Source organism: Caballeronia catudaia (genome assembly GCF_001544755.2).
GTDB classification, from domain to species: domain Bacteria; phylum Pseudomonadota; class Gammaproteobacteria; order Burkholderiales; family Burkholderiaceae; genus Caballeronia; species Caballeronia catudaia.
Map to the genome: position 1 here is coordinate 1 of NZ_FCOF02000080.1, position 15028 is coordinate 15028.

At 59.9% G+C, this 15028-nt stretch carries 15 protein-coding genes and 2 pseudogenes; 15 read left to right on the forward strand and 2 right to left on the reverse strand.

What is annotated here, in order from left to right; genetic code table 11:
- Positions 1–70: 70 nt before the first annotated feature.
- From AWB75_RS34900 to AWB75_RS34920, 5 genes and pseudogenes are all read left to right on the forward strand, one after another.
- Positions 71–271: pseudogene (locus AWB75_RS34900) on the forward strand (response regulator transcription factor); the annotation flags it as partial.
- 838 nt (positions 272–1109) lie between these two features.
- On the forward strand, positions 1110–1415 hold the full coding sequence (locus AWB75_RS34905) for a putative quinol monooxygenase (RefSeq protein WP_061128511.1): 306 nt from the start codon (positions 1110–1112) through the stop codon (positions 1413–1415).
- Between the two features lie 48 nt (positions 1416–1463).
- A complete protein-coding gene (locus tag AWB75_RS34910) occupies positions 1464–1928 on the forward strand; it encodes a carboxymuconolactone decarboxylase family protein (protein WP_143746645.1) in 465 nt (154 codons plus the stop codon).
- A 194-nt stretch (positions 1929–2122) separates the two neighbouring features.
- Positions 2123–3703 carry a pyrroloquinoline quinone-dependent dehydrogenase gene (locus tag AWB75_RS34915; RefSeq protein ID WP_061128513.1) on the forward strand — a complete coding sequence of 527 codons (1581 nt, stop codon included), beginning with the start codon at positions 2123–2125 and terminating at the stop codon, positions 3701–3703.
- A 101-nt stretch (positions 3704–3804) separates the two neighbouring features.
- A complete protein-coding gene (locus tag AWB75_RS34920) occupies positions 3805–4164 on the forward strand; it encodes a c-type cytochrome (protein ID WP_061128514.1) in 360 nt (119 codons plus the stop codon).
- Between the two features lie 91 nt (positions 4165–4255).
- On the opposite strand, the gene AWB75_RS34925 is transcribed toward AWB75_RS34920, so the two are convergent.
- Complete coding sequence (locus tag AWB75_RS34925) at positions 4256–5251, reverse strand: LysR family transcriptional regulator (protein WP_087087171.1); 996 nt, start codon at positions 5249–5251, stop codon at positions 4256–4258.
- A gap of 119 nt (positions 5252–5370) precedes the next feature.
- On the opposite strand from AWB75_RS34925, the gene AWB75_RS34930 reads away from it, so the two are divergent.
- The 4 genes from AWB75_RS34930 to AWB75_RS34945 all read left to right on the forward strand — a co-directional run bounded on the left by AWB75_RS34930 (position 5371) and on the right by AWB75_RS34945 (position 9055).
- Positions 5371–6255 (forward strand): intradiol ring-cleavage dioxygenase, encoded by an 885-nt coding sequence (locus AWB75_RS34930; RefSeq protein WP_061128515.1) that lies wholly within the window; start codon positions 5371–5373, stop codon positions 6253–6255.
- 117 nt (positions 6256–6372) lie between these two features.
- On the forward strand, positions 6373–7446 hold the full coding sequence (locus tag AWB75_RS34935; protein ID WP_061128522.1) for a maleylacetate reductase: 1074 nt from the start codon (positions 6373–6375) through the stop codon (positions 7444–7446).
- Positions 7447–7878: 432 nt separating this feature from the next.
- Positions 7879–8094 carry a hypothetical protein gene (locus AWB75_RS39055; RefSeq protein ID WP_235012401.1) on the forward strand — a complete coding sequence of 72 codons (216 nt, stop codon included), beginning with the start codon at positions 7879–7881 and terminating at the stop codon, positions 8092–8094.
- A gap of 58 nt (positions 8095–8152) precedes the next feature.
- Complete coding sequence (locus AWB75_RS34945; protein WP_061128517.1) at positions 8153–9055, forward strand: NAD(P)-dependent oxidoreductase; 903 nt, start codon at positions 8153–8155, stop codon at positions 9053–9055.
- On the opposite strand, the gene AWB75_RS34950 is transcribed toward AWB75_RS34945, so the two are convergent.
- On the reverse strand, positions 9052–9927 hold the full coding sequence (locus AWB75_RS34950) for a LysR family transcriptional regulator (protein ID WP_159462843.1): 876 nt from the start codon (positions 9925–9927) through the stop codon (positions 9052–9054). The genes AWB75_RS34945 and AWB75_RS34950 overlap by 4 nt on opposite strands.
- 281 nt (positions 9928–10208) lie before the next feature.
- On the opposite strand from AWB75_RS34950, the gene AWB75_RS34955 reads away from it, so the two are divergent.
- The 6 genes and pseudogenes from AWB75_RS34955 to AWB75_RS34980 all read left to right on the forward strand — a co-directional run.
- The gene (locus AWB75_RS34955; RefSeq protein ID WP_061128519.1) at positions 10209–10532 is read left to right on the forward strand and encodes a YciI family protein; all 324 of its coding nucleotides are present in this window, start codon (positions 10209–10211) and stop codon (positions 10530–10532) included.
- Between the two features lie 165 nt (positions 10533–10697).
- Positions 10698–11480, forward strand: a complete 783-nt coding sequence (locus tag AWB75_RS34960; RefSeq protein ID WP_061128523.1) for a glucose 1-dehydrogenase — start codon at positions 10698–10700, stop codon at positions 11478–11480.
- On the forward strand, positions 11477–12436 hold the full coding sequence (locus tag AWB75_RS34965) for an NAD(P)-dependent oxidoreductase (protein WP_061128520.1): 960 nt from the start codon (positions 11477–11479) through the stop codon (positions 12434–12436). Before AWB75_RS34960 ends, AWB75_RS34965 begins: the two co-directional genes overlap by 4 nt.
- A gap of 89 nt (positions 12437–12525) precedes the next feature.
- The gene (locus AWB75_RS34970; RefSeq protein ID WP_061128521.1) at positions 12526–12810 is read left to right on the forward strand and encodes a YciI family protein; all 285 of its coding nucleotides are present in this window, start codon (positions 12526–12528) and stop codon (positions 12808–12810) included.
- A gap of 142 nt (positions 12811–12952) precedes the next feature.
- Positions 12953–14104, forward strand: coding sequence for a porin (locus AWB75_RS34975; protein ID WP_235012403.1), 1152 nt, complete (start codon positions 12953–12955; stop codon positions 14102–14104).
- A 127-nt stretch (positions 14105–14231) separates the two neighbouring features.
- Positions 14232–14952, forward strand: a pseudogene (locus AWB75_RS34980) (SDR family oxidoreductase); the annotation flags it as partial.
- Positions 14953–15028 lie beyond the last annotated feature (76 nt).

Below are 15028 nucleotides of genomic sequence, written 5' to 3' on the forward strand. Positions count from 1 at the left end.
CAATCGGAATCTGGTGCTCTCCGCTCGCGCGGCGTAGCGCCAAACTCGGCAGTCTCCGACAAAGCCGGGGCGGTTCAAAGTGCTGCGACTACTGGCGCAAGGCTACACGTTGCCCACCATCGCTGAGAAGCTTGGTCTGAGCCCTAAAACGGTTGCAAATCATCAGTCGGTGATCCGGCAGAAGTTTGGCGCCGACAACGGCGTGCAGCTCGCCCAGATCGCGACGCGGCTCGGGCTGCAATTTAGCGTTGCGGCGATGCCGTCTCCTTGAGACTTCTGCGGCCGCTGGGCTCATCGGATTTTTTAGAGGCGATCGCCCGTGGCAACGCATGCTAGCGCACGGCCAGCATACGAGGTCCTTCCCTGAGAAAAGACACGCTGCCAAGCAAATCAGCAAACCGAACGGAATCCGCCTGACGCGGAGTGAAGTCGTTCACTGATTGCCCTTTTCGCAAGCGGTAGCGCGCTCTCCTGATAACCAAAGCTGAGGACACTTGGGGCACGAGACGAGCACGATGCGATTCGCGTGGCGGTCTGAAATGACTGATCCATCAAACAGGCCGATCAGATTGATCGACTTTTTCGAAGGCACGAGCCTCTCGTCGTACCTAGGGACAGGACGGAGCGCAGGCTTAAAGGGTAATCCCTGCGCGGGCGCATGACAAACAGCAGTCAGACCATGAATTCATCGAAAAATAAGAACAAAATTGGGCATTGTTTGCGCTTTTTGTTCATGATTTTTGAATGTATCTTTACTGTAAATCACTCACATCGGAAACACCTCCCGCGGCTTGGAAGCCCGAGCGATAGCGAATGGATCGACGGAGAAATGAACGCTTCGACAGGTGCCTAAGACTCGCTTTACTCACTGTTTCAATCGCGGCCAGTTCACACGGGTCTGCGGAGTTCCGGCGCGTCAGATGGAGCGCAGGCTGAGCGTCAAGACGCCCACTAATGCGACACATAGGTTCGTTTTATCCGGCTTCGTTGCAGGCGCGACGCCCGGCAGTGAAATTCCCCCGTCGCGCCGTTGCGGGCCACGACGGGTCAATGCTTTCCCATCAAGCGGGCGCCGATGGACGTCCGCCGCAACTAGAAGGAGATATCCCATGCTAACCCTGATCGCCTACCTTCACGCGAAGCCAGAAAAGCGAGAGGCGCTCGAGCAGATCCTGCGCTCGCTTGTCGAACCCACGCGACTCGAACCCGACTGCATCGACTATCACTTTCACCGCAGCGTAGACGACCCCAACCTTTTCATGTTCTACGAGAACTGGCGCAGCCGGGAGAGCCTTGACCAGCATCTGGCCATGCCGCACCTCGCTAATTTCTGGGAGCACCGGCTCGACTATCTCGAATCGGACGTCGATCTGCAGTTCTTCGAAATGCAAAGCGCACTGCCGGTCAGCGCCTAAAGACCGCTACAGAAGTAGTAATCGCAACCCTATTCCAGGAGAGACAACATGCCCCGTCTTGAACAAGCCACGCGAGCAGGTACCCCGTACTTCAACGTCATGGATCACCGAAAGGACATCTCGAAGAAATGGATGGAAATGGACGAGTTCCTGCGCTTTGGGGGAACGGTCGACTCTGACCTCAAGGAGGAAGTGCGCCGTGCCGTCGCGCAGAAGAGCGGCTGCAAGTTCTGCGCATCGCTGGGCGACCCGCAGCCTCATTATGATGACCCGCGTGTGGCGGCGGCCGTCCGCTTCGGTACTGCGGTCGCGCAAAGTCCGACAGGCATCGCCGACGAAGTGTTTGAGGAGTTGCGCGCACACTTTAGCGCGGAGCAGATCGTCGAGTTGTCGTGCTGGGTTTCGTTCATGTACGGCGCGGAGATGTTCGGCGCGATTATGCAACTGGACCCTGCGACCGAGGCGGTCAAGAAGATGTACGCGACCTGGCTCGTGCAGGGCAAGAAAAAATGAGCGCAGCGCGGGCGCGCTAGCGCCATCTGCTTTGCCACGGCCGCGCGGCTCCGCTTCCCGACCGTGGTGCGCCACCCCCCAGTCCTCGGGAAACCCCGTTCGTCGCCAGACCGGAACCGCACGAGTCGATCCGGGCGGCGGCGTTCGCACGCACATTTCACGGCGTGAGCCTGTTCTATAAGAATGGAGACTGTATGAAAATGACTTGCATGAACATCTTAGGACGGCTCACGGCCGGAATCCTGCTTGTCGCAGTGAGTCTTGCCGCCTCGGCCGCCGCAGGGGTAGGCGAAGACCCGGATCTCGCCGATAGCACCTGGCCGACCTATCACAACGACTATGCCGCGCAACGCTATTCGCACCTGACGCAGATCAACACAAAGAACGTGACCCAACTGAAGGAGATCTGCCGGCTCGTACTGTCCGACGGCGGCTCCTTGCAAGCTGGCCCGATCCTGGTCGACGGGACCATGTACGTGACGACGGCGCTCGACACCTTCGCCATCGATCCGACCAACTGCCAGTCGCTTTGGAAGTCTTCCTACAAGCCACTTACGCACATGCCGTTTCCAGTGAATCGCGGTGCGGCCTATCTGAACGGCCTGCTGTTCCGGGGTACACCCGACGGCCACCTGATCGCGCTCGATGCGAAGACTGGCTCGAAGGTATGGGACAACGTGATCGCCGATACCTCGTATGGCGAGTTCGCGTCGGCCGCCCCGATCGCGTGGAACGGCATGGTGTTCATGGGCATCGCCGGCGGCGACTGGGGCATCCGCGGTCGGATCATGGCGTACGACGCACAAACCGGGCGCGAACTTTGGCGGTTCAATACCATCCCGCGGGGCAAGGAGGTGGGCGCCGAGACCTGGAAAAAGGCCACCGCGTCCCAGATTGGCGGCGGCGGCACCTGGAGTTCATACACACTGGATGTGCGCGCCGGCGAGTTGTTTGTCAGCGTCGGCAATCCGGCGCAGGACATGCTCCCTGACGAGCGAGTCGGTGACAACCTGTTTACGAATTCACTTGTCGTGCTCGATGCCCGCACGGGCGGGCTCAAGTGGTGGTATCAGACGCAAAAGAACGACCCTTGGGATTATGACCTGAGCGCACCGGCGATGCTGTACCAGAACGGGAAGATCCAGGAAATTGCCGCGGTCGCTGGCAAAGACGGTTACCTGCTCGCCGTCGATCGAAACACGCACAAGATGCTGTTCAAGACTCCCGTCACCACGCAGTTCAAAGAAGCGCCCAAGCCAACGAAGGCCGGCGCGAAGGCATGTCCGGGCTTCATTGGCGGCACCGAGTGGAACGGTCCGGCTTACGACGAGGACAATCGGCTGATCCTGGTCGGGGCTGTCGACTGGTGCACGATTCACAAGGCCACTGGTCCTGACTACGAGCGCGGCCAGTTGCGCTTCGGAGGCTCGATGACCCCGCTCAACGATCCGAAGCCTTCTGGCTGGATCACGGCGGTTAACGCGGAAACGGGCGCCGTCAAATGGAAATTTCATACCGAGGCACCGGTGGTCGCCGCTCTGACGCCCACCGCAGGCGGGTTGACGTTCAGCGGCGATACCGCTGGCAACTTCCTCGCGTTCGAGACGGCCACGGGAAAGCTTCTGTGGTCCCAGAAGCTCGATGGGTCAATGGGTGGTGGGGTCATCACTTACGCGGCCAAGGGTAAGCAGTATGTGGCTGCGACGACGGGCAACGTCTCACGCGTCACCTTTGGCGGCCCGGGTCTGCCCAGCATCGTGGTCTGGGGTTTGTAATCGCGCGCGTCGGCGTTGCGGCCGAGCGTCGCCGGCGCGATCTGACCAACAGATCCTCCGCGCAGGTCCTGTACCTGCACGGGGCGTCATTGGAGAATGACATGAAATCCCGCTTCGTTACCATCATCGCACTGCTTACCGCCTGGTTTAGCATGCCAGGTCAGACACTGGCCGGAGTTCCCGCTTCAGGCACCCCTGCCGATCCGGCTCCCGCTGCAGTTGCCGCCTCAGGCGACTCCGCGCATGGCAAGCAGTTGTTCAATCGCTATTGTGTGGTCTGTCATGGCGCTGCCGGCAGCGGCGGACTCGGGCCCAGTCTGAAGAAAATCGAGAGCCGCTTATCCGGCCCGCAGATAGCGCATCAGATCACAGAGCCAAGGGCCGCGATGCCACGCCTGTACCCCGCGCCGCTGACCGAAGACGACGTGCGTGATGTAGTTAGCTATGTGCAGACGCTTTGATCCTGGATCGGGGCGTTAGCGGAGCCCCGCATCGCCCAGCGACGATTGGTGGACGTGGATCGGACTCGCGCCAGAGCGCGCATCGCAGCGCCTAGCTGGTGGCTCTGTCGGCAGCATGCGCCACGTGGGCGGGGAGGCGCAGCCGTCCCAAGGCACCGGGATCGCTTGCGAAAATCTCGGTCCACTTCCTTTCAAGTTGAAGCTTCTCGACCCGCTCAAAGAGAAACTCGGTGAATACCCGGATTTTCGCGGGCTGGTGACGCCTGCTCTGGTAGGCCAGATTAATCGTCAGCCGTGGCAGTTGCCAATCTTCCAAGATTGGAATCAGCAATCCCGCGACGATATCCTCGTAGATGATGTAAAGCGGCTGGATGACGATCCCCATGCCCGCGCGTCCGGCGGCGCAGATCACTTGTCCTTCGTTCGAGTCGAGCGCGCTCGTGATGGAGATGGTGCGGGTTTCATCGCCGCGCCGAAGGTGCGCGACGTAGGGATCCACCGCCAGGTTGTAGACCAGCAGTCGATGGCGCGCGAGATCCTCAGGCTCGCTCGGACGGCCGTGCGCGGCCAGATAAGCGGGGGAAGCCGCCATCACTCGGCGCGTTTCGGCGAGACGGCGCACGGTTATTCTCGAATCGCCTTCATCTTGCCGGGTGCGAATGGCGACGTCGATCCCGGCTTCGATGAAGTCCGGATACCGATTCGCCGTCACGATCCGGACCGCCAGATTGGGATATTTTTCACTGAACTCCGGAAGCCACGGAGCAATATGCATCATGGCGAACGACACCGAACTTGTCACTCTGAGGACACCTCGGGGACGGAGCGTCGCATCGGCGGCTGCAGCGTCCGCTTCGGCCATCTCAGCCAGTACCGTTGTGCAATGGCGATGATAATCGCGCCCGGCATCGGTGAGCCATTGACGCCGGGTAGTGCGCTCGATCAGACGCGCGCCCAGACGGGCCTCAAGCGCGGTCAATGTGCGGCTCGCCGCCGCGTTCGACATCTCGAGGCGCTCGGCAGCTTTGGACAAGCTACCCAGGTCAGCGGTCAAGACGAAAAGCTCGATCTGCATCCAGCGATCCATGCCGCGGATTGTTCCATTGAGAGGAAAGGTCATTTGACTATAGCGCATTTTTTCTCTCAAAGAGAATGACTAACTTATCGTAGAACGCCTGTTTCAGGGCGTATTTGGAGACATGCAAGATGCAGAACATTAACGAAGACACCATTACCCAAGCCGTGCTCGCCTCGATGGCGGGGTGCCGCGACGAGAGATTGCGCAGGATCATGACCTCGCTCGTGCAGTATCTGCACTTGTTTGCCCGGGACGTGGAACTCACGGAAGACGAATGGTTTAAGGCAATCCAGTTCCTGACTGATGTCGGTCACATCACCGACGACAAACGCCAGGAGTTCATCCTTTTGTCGGACACGCTCGGACTTTCGACGCTCGTTACATCGCAGAACAACAAGAAGCCGCCGGCATGCACCGAGGCGACGGTTTTCGGTCCGTTCTTCGTGGAAGACGCGCCCGAATACGACTGCGGCGACGACATTGCGAACGGGGCGCAAGGCGAAACTTGCTTCGTGCAGGGAAGGGTGGTGGGCCTCGACGGCAGTCCAATCGCTGGCGCTCTGCTCGACGTATGGCAGTCTGACGAAGATGGTTTCTACGACGTCCAGGCGCAACTACAACCGGGTGAAGCACCGCAGTATCGCGCCCGTGCCAAGCTCCGAAGTGGGCCGGACGGGCGTTTCCACTTCCGCTCGATTCTGGCCGAAGCCTATCCAATTCCGCACGATGGACCCGTCGGACGCATGCTGGCGGCGACGGGGCGTCATCCGTGGCGGCCCGCGCACCTGCATTTCATGATTCAGGCGCCGCGCTACGAAACACTGATCACCCATGTGTTCCGCAATGGCGATAAGTACCTCGACTCCGACGTGGTCTTTGGCGTGAGGTCGACCCTTATCGCGGACTGGAATCGGCATGAAGCCGGGATCGCGCCGGACGGCACGCGGATGGAGCGGCCGTTCTACACCCTCGACTACGATTTCATCCTCAACCCGGCGGCGGCTACTCAGTGATGCACTCCTTCAGCGACAAAGCCCGGCGTCTGGATGTCGGCTCGATTCGAACAAGAGCGGCGATGCGTCAATTGCCCGCGGGCACGCACGTAGAACTTACAGACAGTGGAGTCGCACATGACTAAGCTTGATTTCTTATACCAAGGCCGGGCCGGGCGCGTGGTGTTCGGCGCCGGCAGCCTCCAGCATCTCGAACGCGAGATATCGCATCTGAATGCGAGGCGCGCGCTGGTTCTATGCAGCCCGGAGCAGCACGCGAGCGGCGAAGCGATTGCGGCACGGCTTGGGGAAAGGTCCGCCGGCGTGTTCGCTCGCGCGACGATGCACGTGCCCATCGAACTCGCTGAAGAAGCGCGATCCCTCGCTCGTGAATTGGACGCGGACTGCGCTGTCGCCGTCGGCGGAGGGTCCACGATCGGACTCGGCAAAGCAATTGCCCTCGAGTCCGACCTGCCGATTCTCGCTATCCCTACTACTTATGCAGGCAGTGAGATGACCCCTATCTTCGGCGTGACGGAGGGGGGCCTCAAACGTACCGGAACCGACCTGCGGGTACTGCCGAAGACCGTAATCTACGATCCGGAACTGACGCGCTCGTTGCCCGTTGGACTGTCGGTGACGAGCGGGATCAACGCAATTGCGCACGCCGCAGAAGGGCTCTACTCACAGGACGCGAATCCGGTTACGAGCCTGATGGCGGAGGAAGGGATCAGCGCACTCGCGAAAGCACTGCCGGCGATCGTCGCGAAGGCCGACGACATCGACGCACGATCGCTGGCGCTTTACGGCGCATGGCTTTCGGGCGCGGTGCTCGGAAGCGTCGGTATGGCTTTGCACCACAAGCTCTGTCATACGCTAGGCGGCAGCTTCAATCTGCCCCATGCGGAAGTTCATACCATCGTGTTGCCGCATGCGCTTGCATTCAACGCGAGCGCGGCGCCGGAAGCGATGAACCGTATTGCACGCGCGCTCGGGTCCGCGAGCGCCGCATCAGGCGTGTATGAGCTCGCGCGAGCCAATGGTGCGCAAGTCGCTCTTAAGGATATCGGGATGGTCGCGGAGGATCTCGACCGAGCCGCCGACATCGCAAGTGCGCGCCCGTATTGGAACCCCCGGCCGATTGATCGCGATGGTTTGCGCGCACTCTTGCAGGATGCATTCGACGGGACGCCGCCTCGCAATCGCTATTGAGGCGCCGACGGGTCTCGAGTCGTCCACGTTTTGCCGTGCAGCTTGAATCATCAATAGGTCGATTGCATTGATCGATTTTCTCGAACATAAGGTCTTTGCTATGTGCGCGCGACACGCGAGTGGAGCGACCTCAAGGGCAATCCCTTGCATGCGCACGCATAAGCAGCCCTTCAGGTGCGAAACCATCGGAAAACCAACACGATAATGGTCTTTCTTTCAGCTTTTCGTTTGTTGTTTTTGAAGATATCGTGACTGCAATTACCTACGTCGGAAGGACCTCGCCCCGTCTGCGGGCAACCGGATCGACAGCACGGATTCACGGAGACGAAACATGAAAGTCCTGAACCACTTCGCCCGGGCAACCAGCACGCGCTCAACGCCTGCGTCGACGCCGTGGGTTCGGCGGGCGTGGTCGTCCAGGCAGGCCTTCGTGTGAGCAAGGCAATGGTCGATCCGATGAAATGGTCGCTCAAGGATCTTCGCATTGAGGGAACGTGGTGTTATCCCGTGACTATCTGGCCGCGCATCATTGGGATGATCTCTAAAAGGCAGTTCCCGATTGAAAAGCTGATCCACGAGCTGATCGACGCCGACGACGGGTCGCAAAGGGCTTCGACGTTCTCAGCGATCCATCCGGCGACAAGATGAAGATTCTTATCAACCCGCAGGTGAACCAGGGCGTCACTGCTTCGAAGAGGAATGATTCATGAGCAACTCAATCACTCACACTGGCCTAAAAGTGGGCTGGATCGGACTCGGCAAGATGGGCTTACCGATCACCGACAATTTGCTGAAGGGCGGTTTTGACGTGACCGTGTTTGATATCGATCAGGCGCGCGGCGGCGAACAGGCCGCGAAAGGCGCGCGTGTCGCGCCGAGCGTGCGCGACCTGGCGGGTGCGGTCGACGTGATCTTTTCGATTATTCCGGACGACGCCGCACTCAAGGCTATCGCGCTCGGTGAAGCCGGCGTTATTGCAGCGGCGCGCGCCGGCACGGTGTATGTTGATATGAGCACGGTTTCGCCGAGGGTGTCGGAAACCGTGCGGGACGCGGCGCGCTCGCGCGGCGTGCACTACGTCGCAGCCCCCGTGTCGGGCAGCACGGTGCTTGCTGAAAAGGCGCAGTTGACGGTATTCGCATCCGGTCCCACGCAAGCCTATTCGCTCGTGAAACCGGTGTTCGACACGCTCTCATCGAAACAGTACTACGTGGGCGGTGACCAGGAGGCGCGATATCTCAAGCTCGCCATCAACCATCTCGTCGGGTCGACGGCCGTGCTGCTTGGCGAGGCCCTGACGCTTGGCCGTAAGGGCGGGCTCGACTGGAAGCAGATGCTGGATGTGATCGGCGACAGCGTCGTGGCATCGCCGCTGATCAAATACAAGCTCGAATCGCTCAGGCAGCGCGATTTCTCACCCGCGTTTTCTTCCCGGCAGATGCTGAAGGATATGTCTCTCGTGGTCGACGCGGGCGAGCGCGCCGGTGTGCGAATGGAAGCGGCAACGCTGGTGAAAAACAAGTTTGCGACCTACGCAGGCGGCGACGGCGCGGAACTCGATTTCTTTTCGATTCTGCGTGCCATCGAAGCCGACTCACAACTCGACTAGCCCTTAGTACGGCGTGCGCCGCCTGCAGCGGCGGCGGCGTCGCGCAGCATGGTCCCCAACGTGCGGGTCGCAGGCCCGGCGAGTTCAGGATTGGTGAACCGCATATAAACTTGCACCGGACGGCGGTTGCCTTGAGGCAATTGCAGCAGCCTGAGCTTGCCCTGATCGACGAGCGGCTGGACCACGTGCTGGGGCATCCAGGCGAAGCCGAGGCCCTGAACGACGGCTGCGATCGAAGTGTGAATATTCTGAACGGTCCACTGCGGCGTGCGATTCGCGCGCTCGTCTTGCTTCAGGAACAGCGAATCCGTGTCGGTCGTGACGATCTGGGTGTGATCGGACAAATCCCTATCCTGTATCGGCCGTCCGAGCGTCTGCAGCGCATGCGCAGGGTGCGAAACGGCCACGAAGTGCCGTTGCATCAACGGCTCGCCGATATTGCGATGCGACTCGTCCGCACTGACCACGATGTCGGCTTCGCCCGACAGCGCCCGATCAACGCTGTCGCTTGCCCTTTCTTCGATGCGCAGTTGCGTGTGCGGCACTTCCGCGCGAAACCGGCTGAGCGCCTGAAGCAACAGATTGGTGGGAAACACGCCATCCACCAGCAGGCGCACCTCAGCTTCCCAGCCAGCCGACAGATGCCGCGCGACAGCCTCCAGGCGATGCGCGTCTATCAATATCTCGCGCGCCATGCCGAGTAGTACTCGGCCTTCCGCCGTCAATACCGAGCGCCGTCCTTCGATTTGAAGCAACTCGACGCCGAGGCGTTCCTGCAGCTTCGTAAGCATATAGCTGATCGAACTTTGGCTTCGGCTCAGCTTGACGCCGGCGCGCGCAAAACTCCCTTCTTCGGCGACCGCGCTGAGCACAGCCCATTCTTCAAGCGAGGTGCGGGGACTCGACAATTGATCGCCCTCATGGAATGTTTCAATCGAGTAATTAGAAGGATTATCTGTTCCGAACGGCGAGGCGGCCGCATCAACTCTTGCGCACTTCGGGCAATCCCTCGGTTAGGCTTCGATGCGTGCGTTCACAGCCACTATATATTTAATTTGTTGATCAGTCAGCGTCATTTTTTGCACTTTTCGTTCGTGCTTGTCGAAGATATCGTGGAGCCATGATCATATAAACCGCGAGAAGGACAAGCCTTATGAGCTGCCTCTATGTACTGATATTCGAAGACAAGCCCGACCTTCTGTCACTCCGTGAGCGGACGCTGAATGCGCATCTGCGCTACCTCGGCGAACAGACGAGGGTGGAGGTACTTCACGGCGGAGCGACGCTCGATCATGAGGTGGGCAATGCGAACGGTGCCGTCATGGTCATTTCGTCGGACAGCCTCAAGGATGTTGGCGATTTCGTCGCGCATGATCCGTTCACGCTGGCGGGACTCTTCAAGGAAGTGAAGATTAAACGCTGGGATTACTCGATGAGTGCGTCGCCGGTCCGCCAAAGCGGCGCAACGACGCGCTAGTGGCATTCGGCCGACATGTACGCGGCCTGAGGCTGCGGGCCCATCCGGGTGGTACCTGAACAGGCGACTTCGGGTCGAGGGGCGAGTACTGTATGACTGTGGAATAGGGTGAACGGCGGCCAGTATCACGTAGTGCAGGGCGTCGAAACAAGCACGGAGCGAGCGATGAGACTTATTGAAAAAGTAGCAGTGGTGACGGGCGGAGCTCAGGGTATCGGCTTCGCGATCGCGCAGCGGCTGGCACGCGAGGGAGCGTGCGTGACGATTGCGGATCTGAATCGCGATCTGGCCGAGTCGGCGGCGCAACGGATCCGCGACGACGGCGGCAAGGCGCTCGCCGCACAGGCCGATGTAGCGGATCGCGAGCAGGTTCGTGCAGTGATCGCGCGAACGACAGAGCGATATGGCAGGCTCGACCTGATGTTCAACAACGCGGGATTTAACAAGCCGATGCCCTTTCTCGAAGTGACCGAGGAAAACTGGAACGCGGTGCTCAGAGTGAACGCGCTTGGCGTGCTGATCGGTATGCAGGAAGCCGCCAAGGTCATGATCAAGCAGGGGCATGGCGGCAAGATCGTCAATACCGCATCGATCGCCAGCCGGCAGGGCTACCCCGAATTCGCGCCGTACTGTGCAAGCAAATTCGCAGTCGTGGCATTGATTCAGGCTGGCGCGCGAGCGCTTGCACAGCATCGGATCACGGTGAATGGCTTCGCGCCCGGCGTGGTTGCGACGCCGCTGTGGGACACGCTCGACAAGGACCTGATGGCAATCGGCTCCAGTTCGAAGCCCGGCGAGGCCATCGAGTCGTTCTCTTCGTCAATTTTGCTGGGCCGGGCCGCCCAGGCCGACGAGGTGGCCGGTACGGCGCTCTTCCTAGCTTCGAGTGATTCTGACTACATGACCGGACAGATCGTTGCAATCGATGGCGGGATGGTGCTGGTGTGACCGAGCTTGCGCAACTGGATCCACAATCGCGCATCGCGTGGATCGGTGTAGGCACAATGGGCCGACGGCTCTGCTCCCGTGCGATCGCAGCAGGCTATCGGGTGACGGCCTTTGACACGAACCCGGCGTGCCTTGCCGAAATCGTGGCCCTCGGCGCATTGCCCGCCTATTCGGTCGCGGAAGCAATACGCAACGCCGACATCATCGTATCGACCGTCCCTGGCGACGACGCGCTGCGCGCAATCTCGATCGGCGAGCACGGCTTGCTCTCCAACGCGCGGCAAGGCGCGGTGTTCATCGATACCAGCACGGTTTCGCCGGCTGTCTCTGCGGAGGTTGCGCGGGCCGCCGAGTCTTGGCAGATCAGCTACTTGCGGGTCGCGATGTCAGGAACGGTGACCCACGCCGAACAGGGAACGCTGATGCTGATGGTCTCCGGCATGCCCGCGGTGTACGAGCACACGCGCCCGCTGATTGACGTGTTCGGCAGCCGCCAGTTCTTTCTCGGCCGGGCCGAGGAGGCCCGTTACGCGAAGCTGGTCGTCAACCTGCTGATCGCGGTGACGGCATGCGGGCTCGGTGAGGCGCTCGCACTAGGCCGTCGCGGCGGCCTCGACTGGTCGCAGATGCTCGACGTGATCGCCGCAAGTCCGGTCGGCTCGCCCATGTTGCATTACAAACTGCCGTTGCTGCGCACACGCGAATTCGAGCCGCAGATGACCACCGAACTGCTTGCCAACGATATCGGCTTGATACTGGCTGCGGCCAAGCAAAACAGTGTGCCGGTCTCACTGTGTTCACTGTCACAACAGATGTTCGAGACCCGTATCGCCCATGGCGGTGCGCAGGAAGACTACATCTCGGTGATCAAGCTGTTCGAGTGGATGGCTGCAATTAACGACGAACCGGCGCTCGCGCCCAGGCACATCGCCGACACGGACAAAAGTAATCCGTGAGCAACGACAAAGGGCTCGGACGACCAACGCCGGGCCTACCAAATTCTTGAACAGTGGCCGGATGGCCACAAAACATTTGGAGCGAGCACATGCATTTCACTGTCTATTGCCTGGATCACGAAGGAATGATCGACAAGCGCCGCGAACATTACGAAGCACATAAGGCGTATCTAGCGACTTCGCCGATCGCGACCGTCATCTCGGGCCCGCTCCTCGGCGAAGATGGCGAGACGATGATTGGCAGCTTCTTTCTGTACGAAGGCGACGACCTCGACGCCGTGCGGCTTTTCAACCGGGACGATCCGTTCAATAAGGCCGGCATTTGGCGCAGCGTCGAGATTCGTCCGTTCTTGAAGCGCGTCGACAATCGTTGACATGACGGGTGCCGCGAGGAGGCCGCATGATATGACGCACGCGGCCCGACCCTCTCAAGATCTGTCGGCGCCGCTTTTCCGCAAGAGCCGTGAGGACGATTTCGAACGAAATCTTCCGGTATAGCAAAACAGCAGTTGCTTCATGTCGATCTTCGCAGTGTCGAAAGCCCACTGCGAACAACAAGGTAGCTCCAAAAACTATATCAGTTACGTTAAGGATAACGAAATGAAACGGATGATAGTCGTCGCTGCGTTGTTTGGGGCCGGTATATGTTCGGCTCATGCGCAAAGCAGTGTGACGCTGTACGGGCGTATAGGGTCGGGATTCGACTTCGTCAGCAACGTCGCGACGGCAAGCGCTCAGTCCAAAAACGTCTACAGATTCGGGAGTAATCAGTACGGCATTAGCTGGTGGGGCCTGAAGGGTTCGGAGGATTTGGGCGGTGGCCTGCACGCAGTATTCAACCTGGAAAGTATGTTTACGGCCGGGACGGGCCAACTCCCCGGAGACAGCTTGTTTAACCGCTATGCCTATGTCGGTTTGGCGAGCGACAGGTTCGGTTCCTTGTGGGTAGGTCGCGCCATGAGCTTGACTGACGAAACTGGCTTCTACCTCGACCCGCTCGGGGAACAGTCTATTGGTATCGCGACCTTGGTGTACGGCCGCTCCTGGGGCTCGCGTGCGAATACCGTTACATACAATTCTCTCAAATACGGTGGGCTGGAGTTCCGCGGGCAATACGGCTTCGGCAATGAGGCTGGTAACTATCGCGGTAGCCGCCAGATGAGTGCCAGTGCGAGCTATACGGCCGTCGGGTTGAACTTACGCGGGGTCTACGAAGAGATTCGTGACGCGAACGGAAAGTTTTCCAGCCTGTATAGCGCTTCCCGCGAGTACATGGTTGGTGGAACCTACACTTGGGAGCAGATCAAAATCCTGGGCGGCTTTGAGCAACTGGTTTCGTCGGGACGCGACACGATTGCCCAAGCCAACAATCCCACTGCGTCTACTCGTAGCCAACAGGAATGGATTGGCGTGAATTGGCAAGCCACGGCGGCACTCCTCTTGCGCGCCGGTGTCTTCCACGCGAATGTTAATAACGGAGGCGGTAGCGGCACCCTCGGCGTCGTTGGTGCCGACTACTACATCTCGAAACGCACCTTGTTCTACGGGACTTTTGGCGCGATGTTCAACGGTGGCAGTGCGGCGTTCCCGGTCGAAACCGCGGATCAAACGCCTCTTGCCGGGCACCACCAACAAGGGGGCTACTTCGGCGTGATGCACTACTTTTAAGTGCGAGGTGTTCGCTTGAAACGGTCCAAGCGAACTGTCGTGCATTTTTCGCGGTTTCAATCGCCTTGCGCTTGATGACACGCTCGGCATCTTTCCATCCGACCTTTACATAACGGCAATTCCATCTATGACTGGCAGCGCATTGATTGTGGGGGCGAGTGGCATCGGCGGTTCTAACCTGGCGGATCTACTGCTGTCCAAAGGCGGGACCGTATACGGCCTCGCGCGGCGCGGCGTCTTCCGTGATTCCAGGATCAGGCCCATCGCATTGGACCTGCTGTCAGCCGATGCCGCGAGCGCACTTGCTGGTCTGGATGTCACCCATGTCTTCTTTCTGGCGTGGTCGCGCCAGACGACCGAGGCCGAGAACGTGCGAGTCAACGGTGCGATGAAATGTGCTGAATGCGGTCGGCAGCGCGCCGAGCCTCCGACATGTCGCGCTGGTGACCGGGCTCAAGCACTATCTCGGACCGTTCGAAGCCTACGGGACGGGCGCCGTGCCGCAAACGCCGTTGCGTGAGGAACAGGGCCGGCAGGACGTCGACAATTTTTACTACGAGCAGGAAGATCGCCTGTTCGAAGCGGCGCGGAAATATGGGTCTCGCTGGAGCGTGCATCGCCCGCATACGGTGATCGGCTATGCGCTCGGCAATGCGATGAACATGGGCGTCACACTGGCAGTCTTCGCGACAATTTGCAGGGAATTCTCGCGTCCGTTCCGGTTCCATGCTTCCGCGGCGCAATGGGAATCGTTGACGGATGTGACCGATGCCAGAATGCTCGCGCGCCATCTTCTTTGGGCGAGCACAAGTGAAGCAGCGAAGGACAGCGACTTCAATATCGTGAATGAACCGCCCCGGCTTTGTCGGAGACTGCCGAGTTTGGCGCTACGCCGCGCGAGCGGAGAGCACCAGATTCCGATTG

Coding starts and splice junctions, on each gene's coding strand:
- AWB75_RS34905 (WP_061128511.1), top strand. CDS start 1,110: ATGCTAACCCTGATCGCCTACCTTCACGCGAAGCCAGAAAAGCGAGAG.
- AWB75_RS34910 (WP_143746645.1), top strand. CDS start 1,464: ATGCCCCGTCTTGAACAAGCCACGCGAGCAGGTACCCCGTACTTCAAC.
- AWB75_RS34915 (WP_061128513.1), top strand. CDS start 2,123: ATGAAAATGACTTGCATGAACATCTTAGGACGGCTCACGGCCGGAATC.
- AWB75_RS34920 (WP_061128514.1), top strand. CDS start 3,805: ATGAAATCCCGCTTCGTTACCATCATCGCACTGCTTACCGCCTGGTTT.
- AWB75_RS34925 (WP_087087171.1), bottom strand. CDS start 5,251: ATGGATCGCTGGATGCAGATCGAGCTTTTCGTCTTGACCGCTGACCTG.
- AWB75_RS34930 (WP_061128515.1), top strand. CDS start 5,371: ATGCAGAACATTAACGAAGACACCATTACCCAAGCCGTGCTCGCCTCG.
- AWB75_RS34935 (WP_061128522.1), top strand. CDS start 6,373: ATGACTAAGCTTGATTTCTTATACCAAGGCCGGGCCGGGCGCGTGGTG.
- AWB75_RS34945 (WP_061128517.1), top strand. CDS start 8,153: ATGAGCAACTCAATCACTCACACTGGCCTAAAAGTGGGCTGGATCGGA.
- AWB75_RS34955 (WP_061128519.1), top strand. CDS start 10,209: ATGAGCTGCCTCTATGTACTGATATTCGAAGACAAGCCCGACCTTCTG.
- AWB75_RS34960 (WP_061128523.1), top strand. CDS start 10,698: ATGAGACTTATTGAAAAAGTAGCAGTGGTGACGGGCGGAGCTCAGGGT.
- AWB75_RS34970 (WP_061128521.1), top strand. CDS start 12,526: ATGCATTTCACTGTCTATTGCCTGGATCACGAAGGAATGATCGACAAG.
- AWB75_RS34975 (WP_235012403.1), top strand. CDS start 12,953: ATGTCGATCTTCGCAGTGTCGAAAGCCCACTGCGAACAACAAGGTAGC.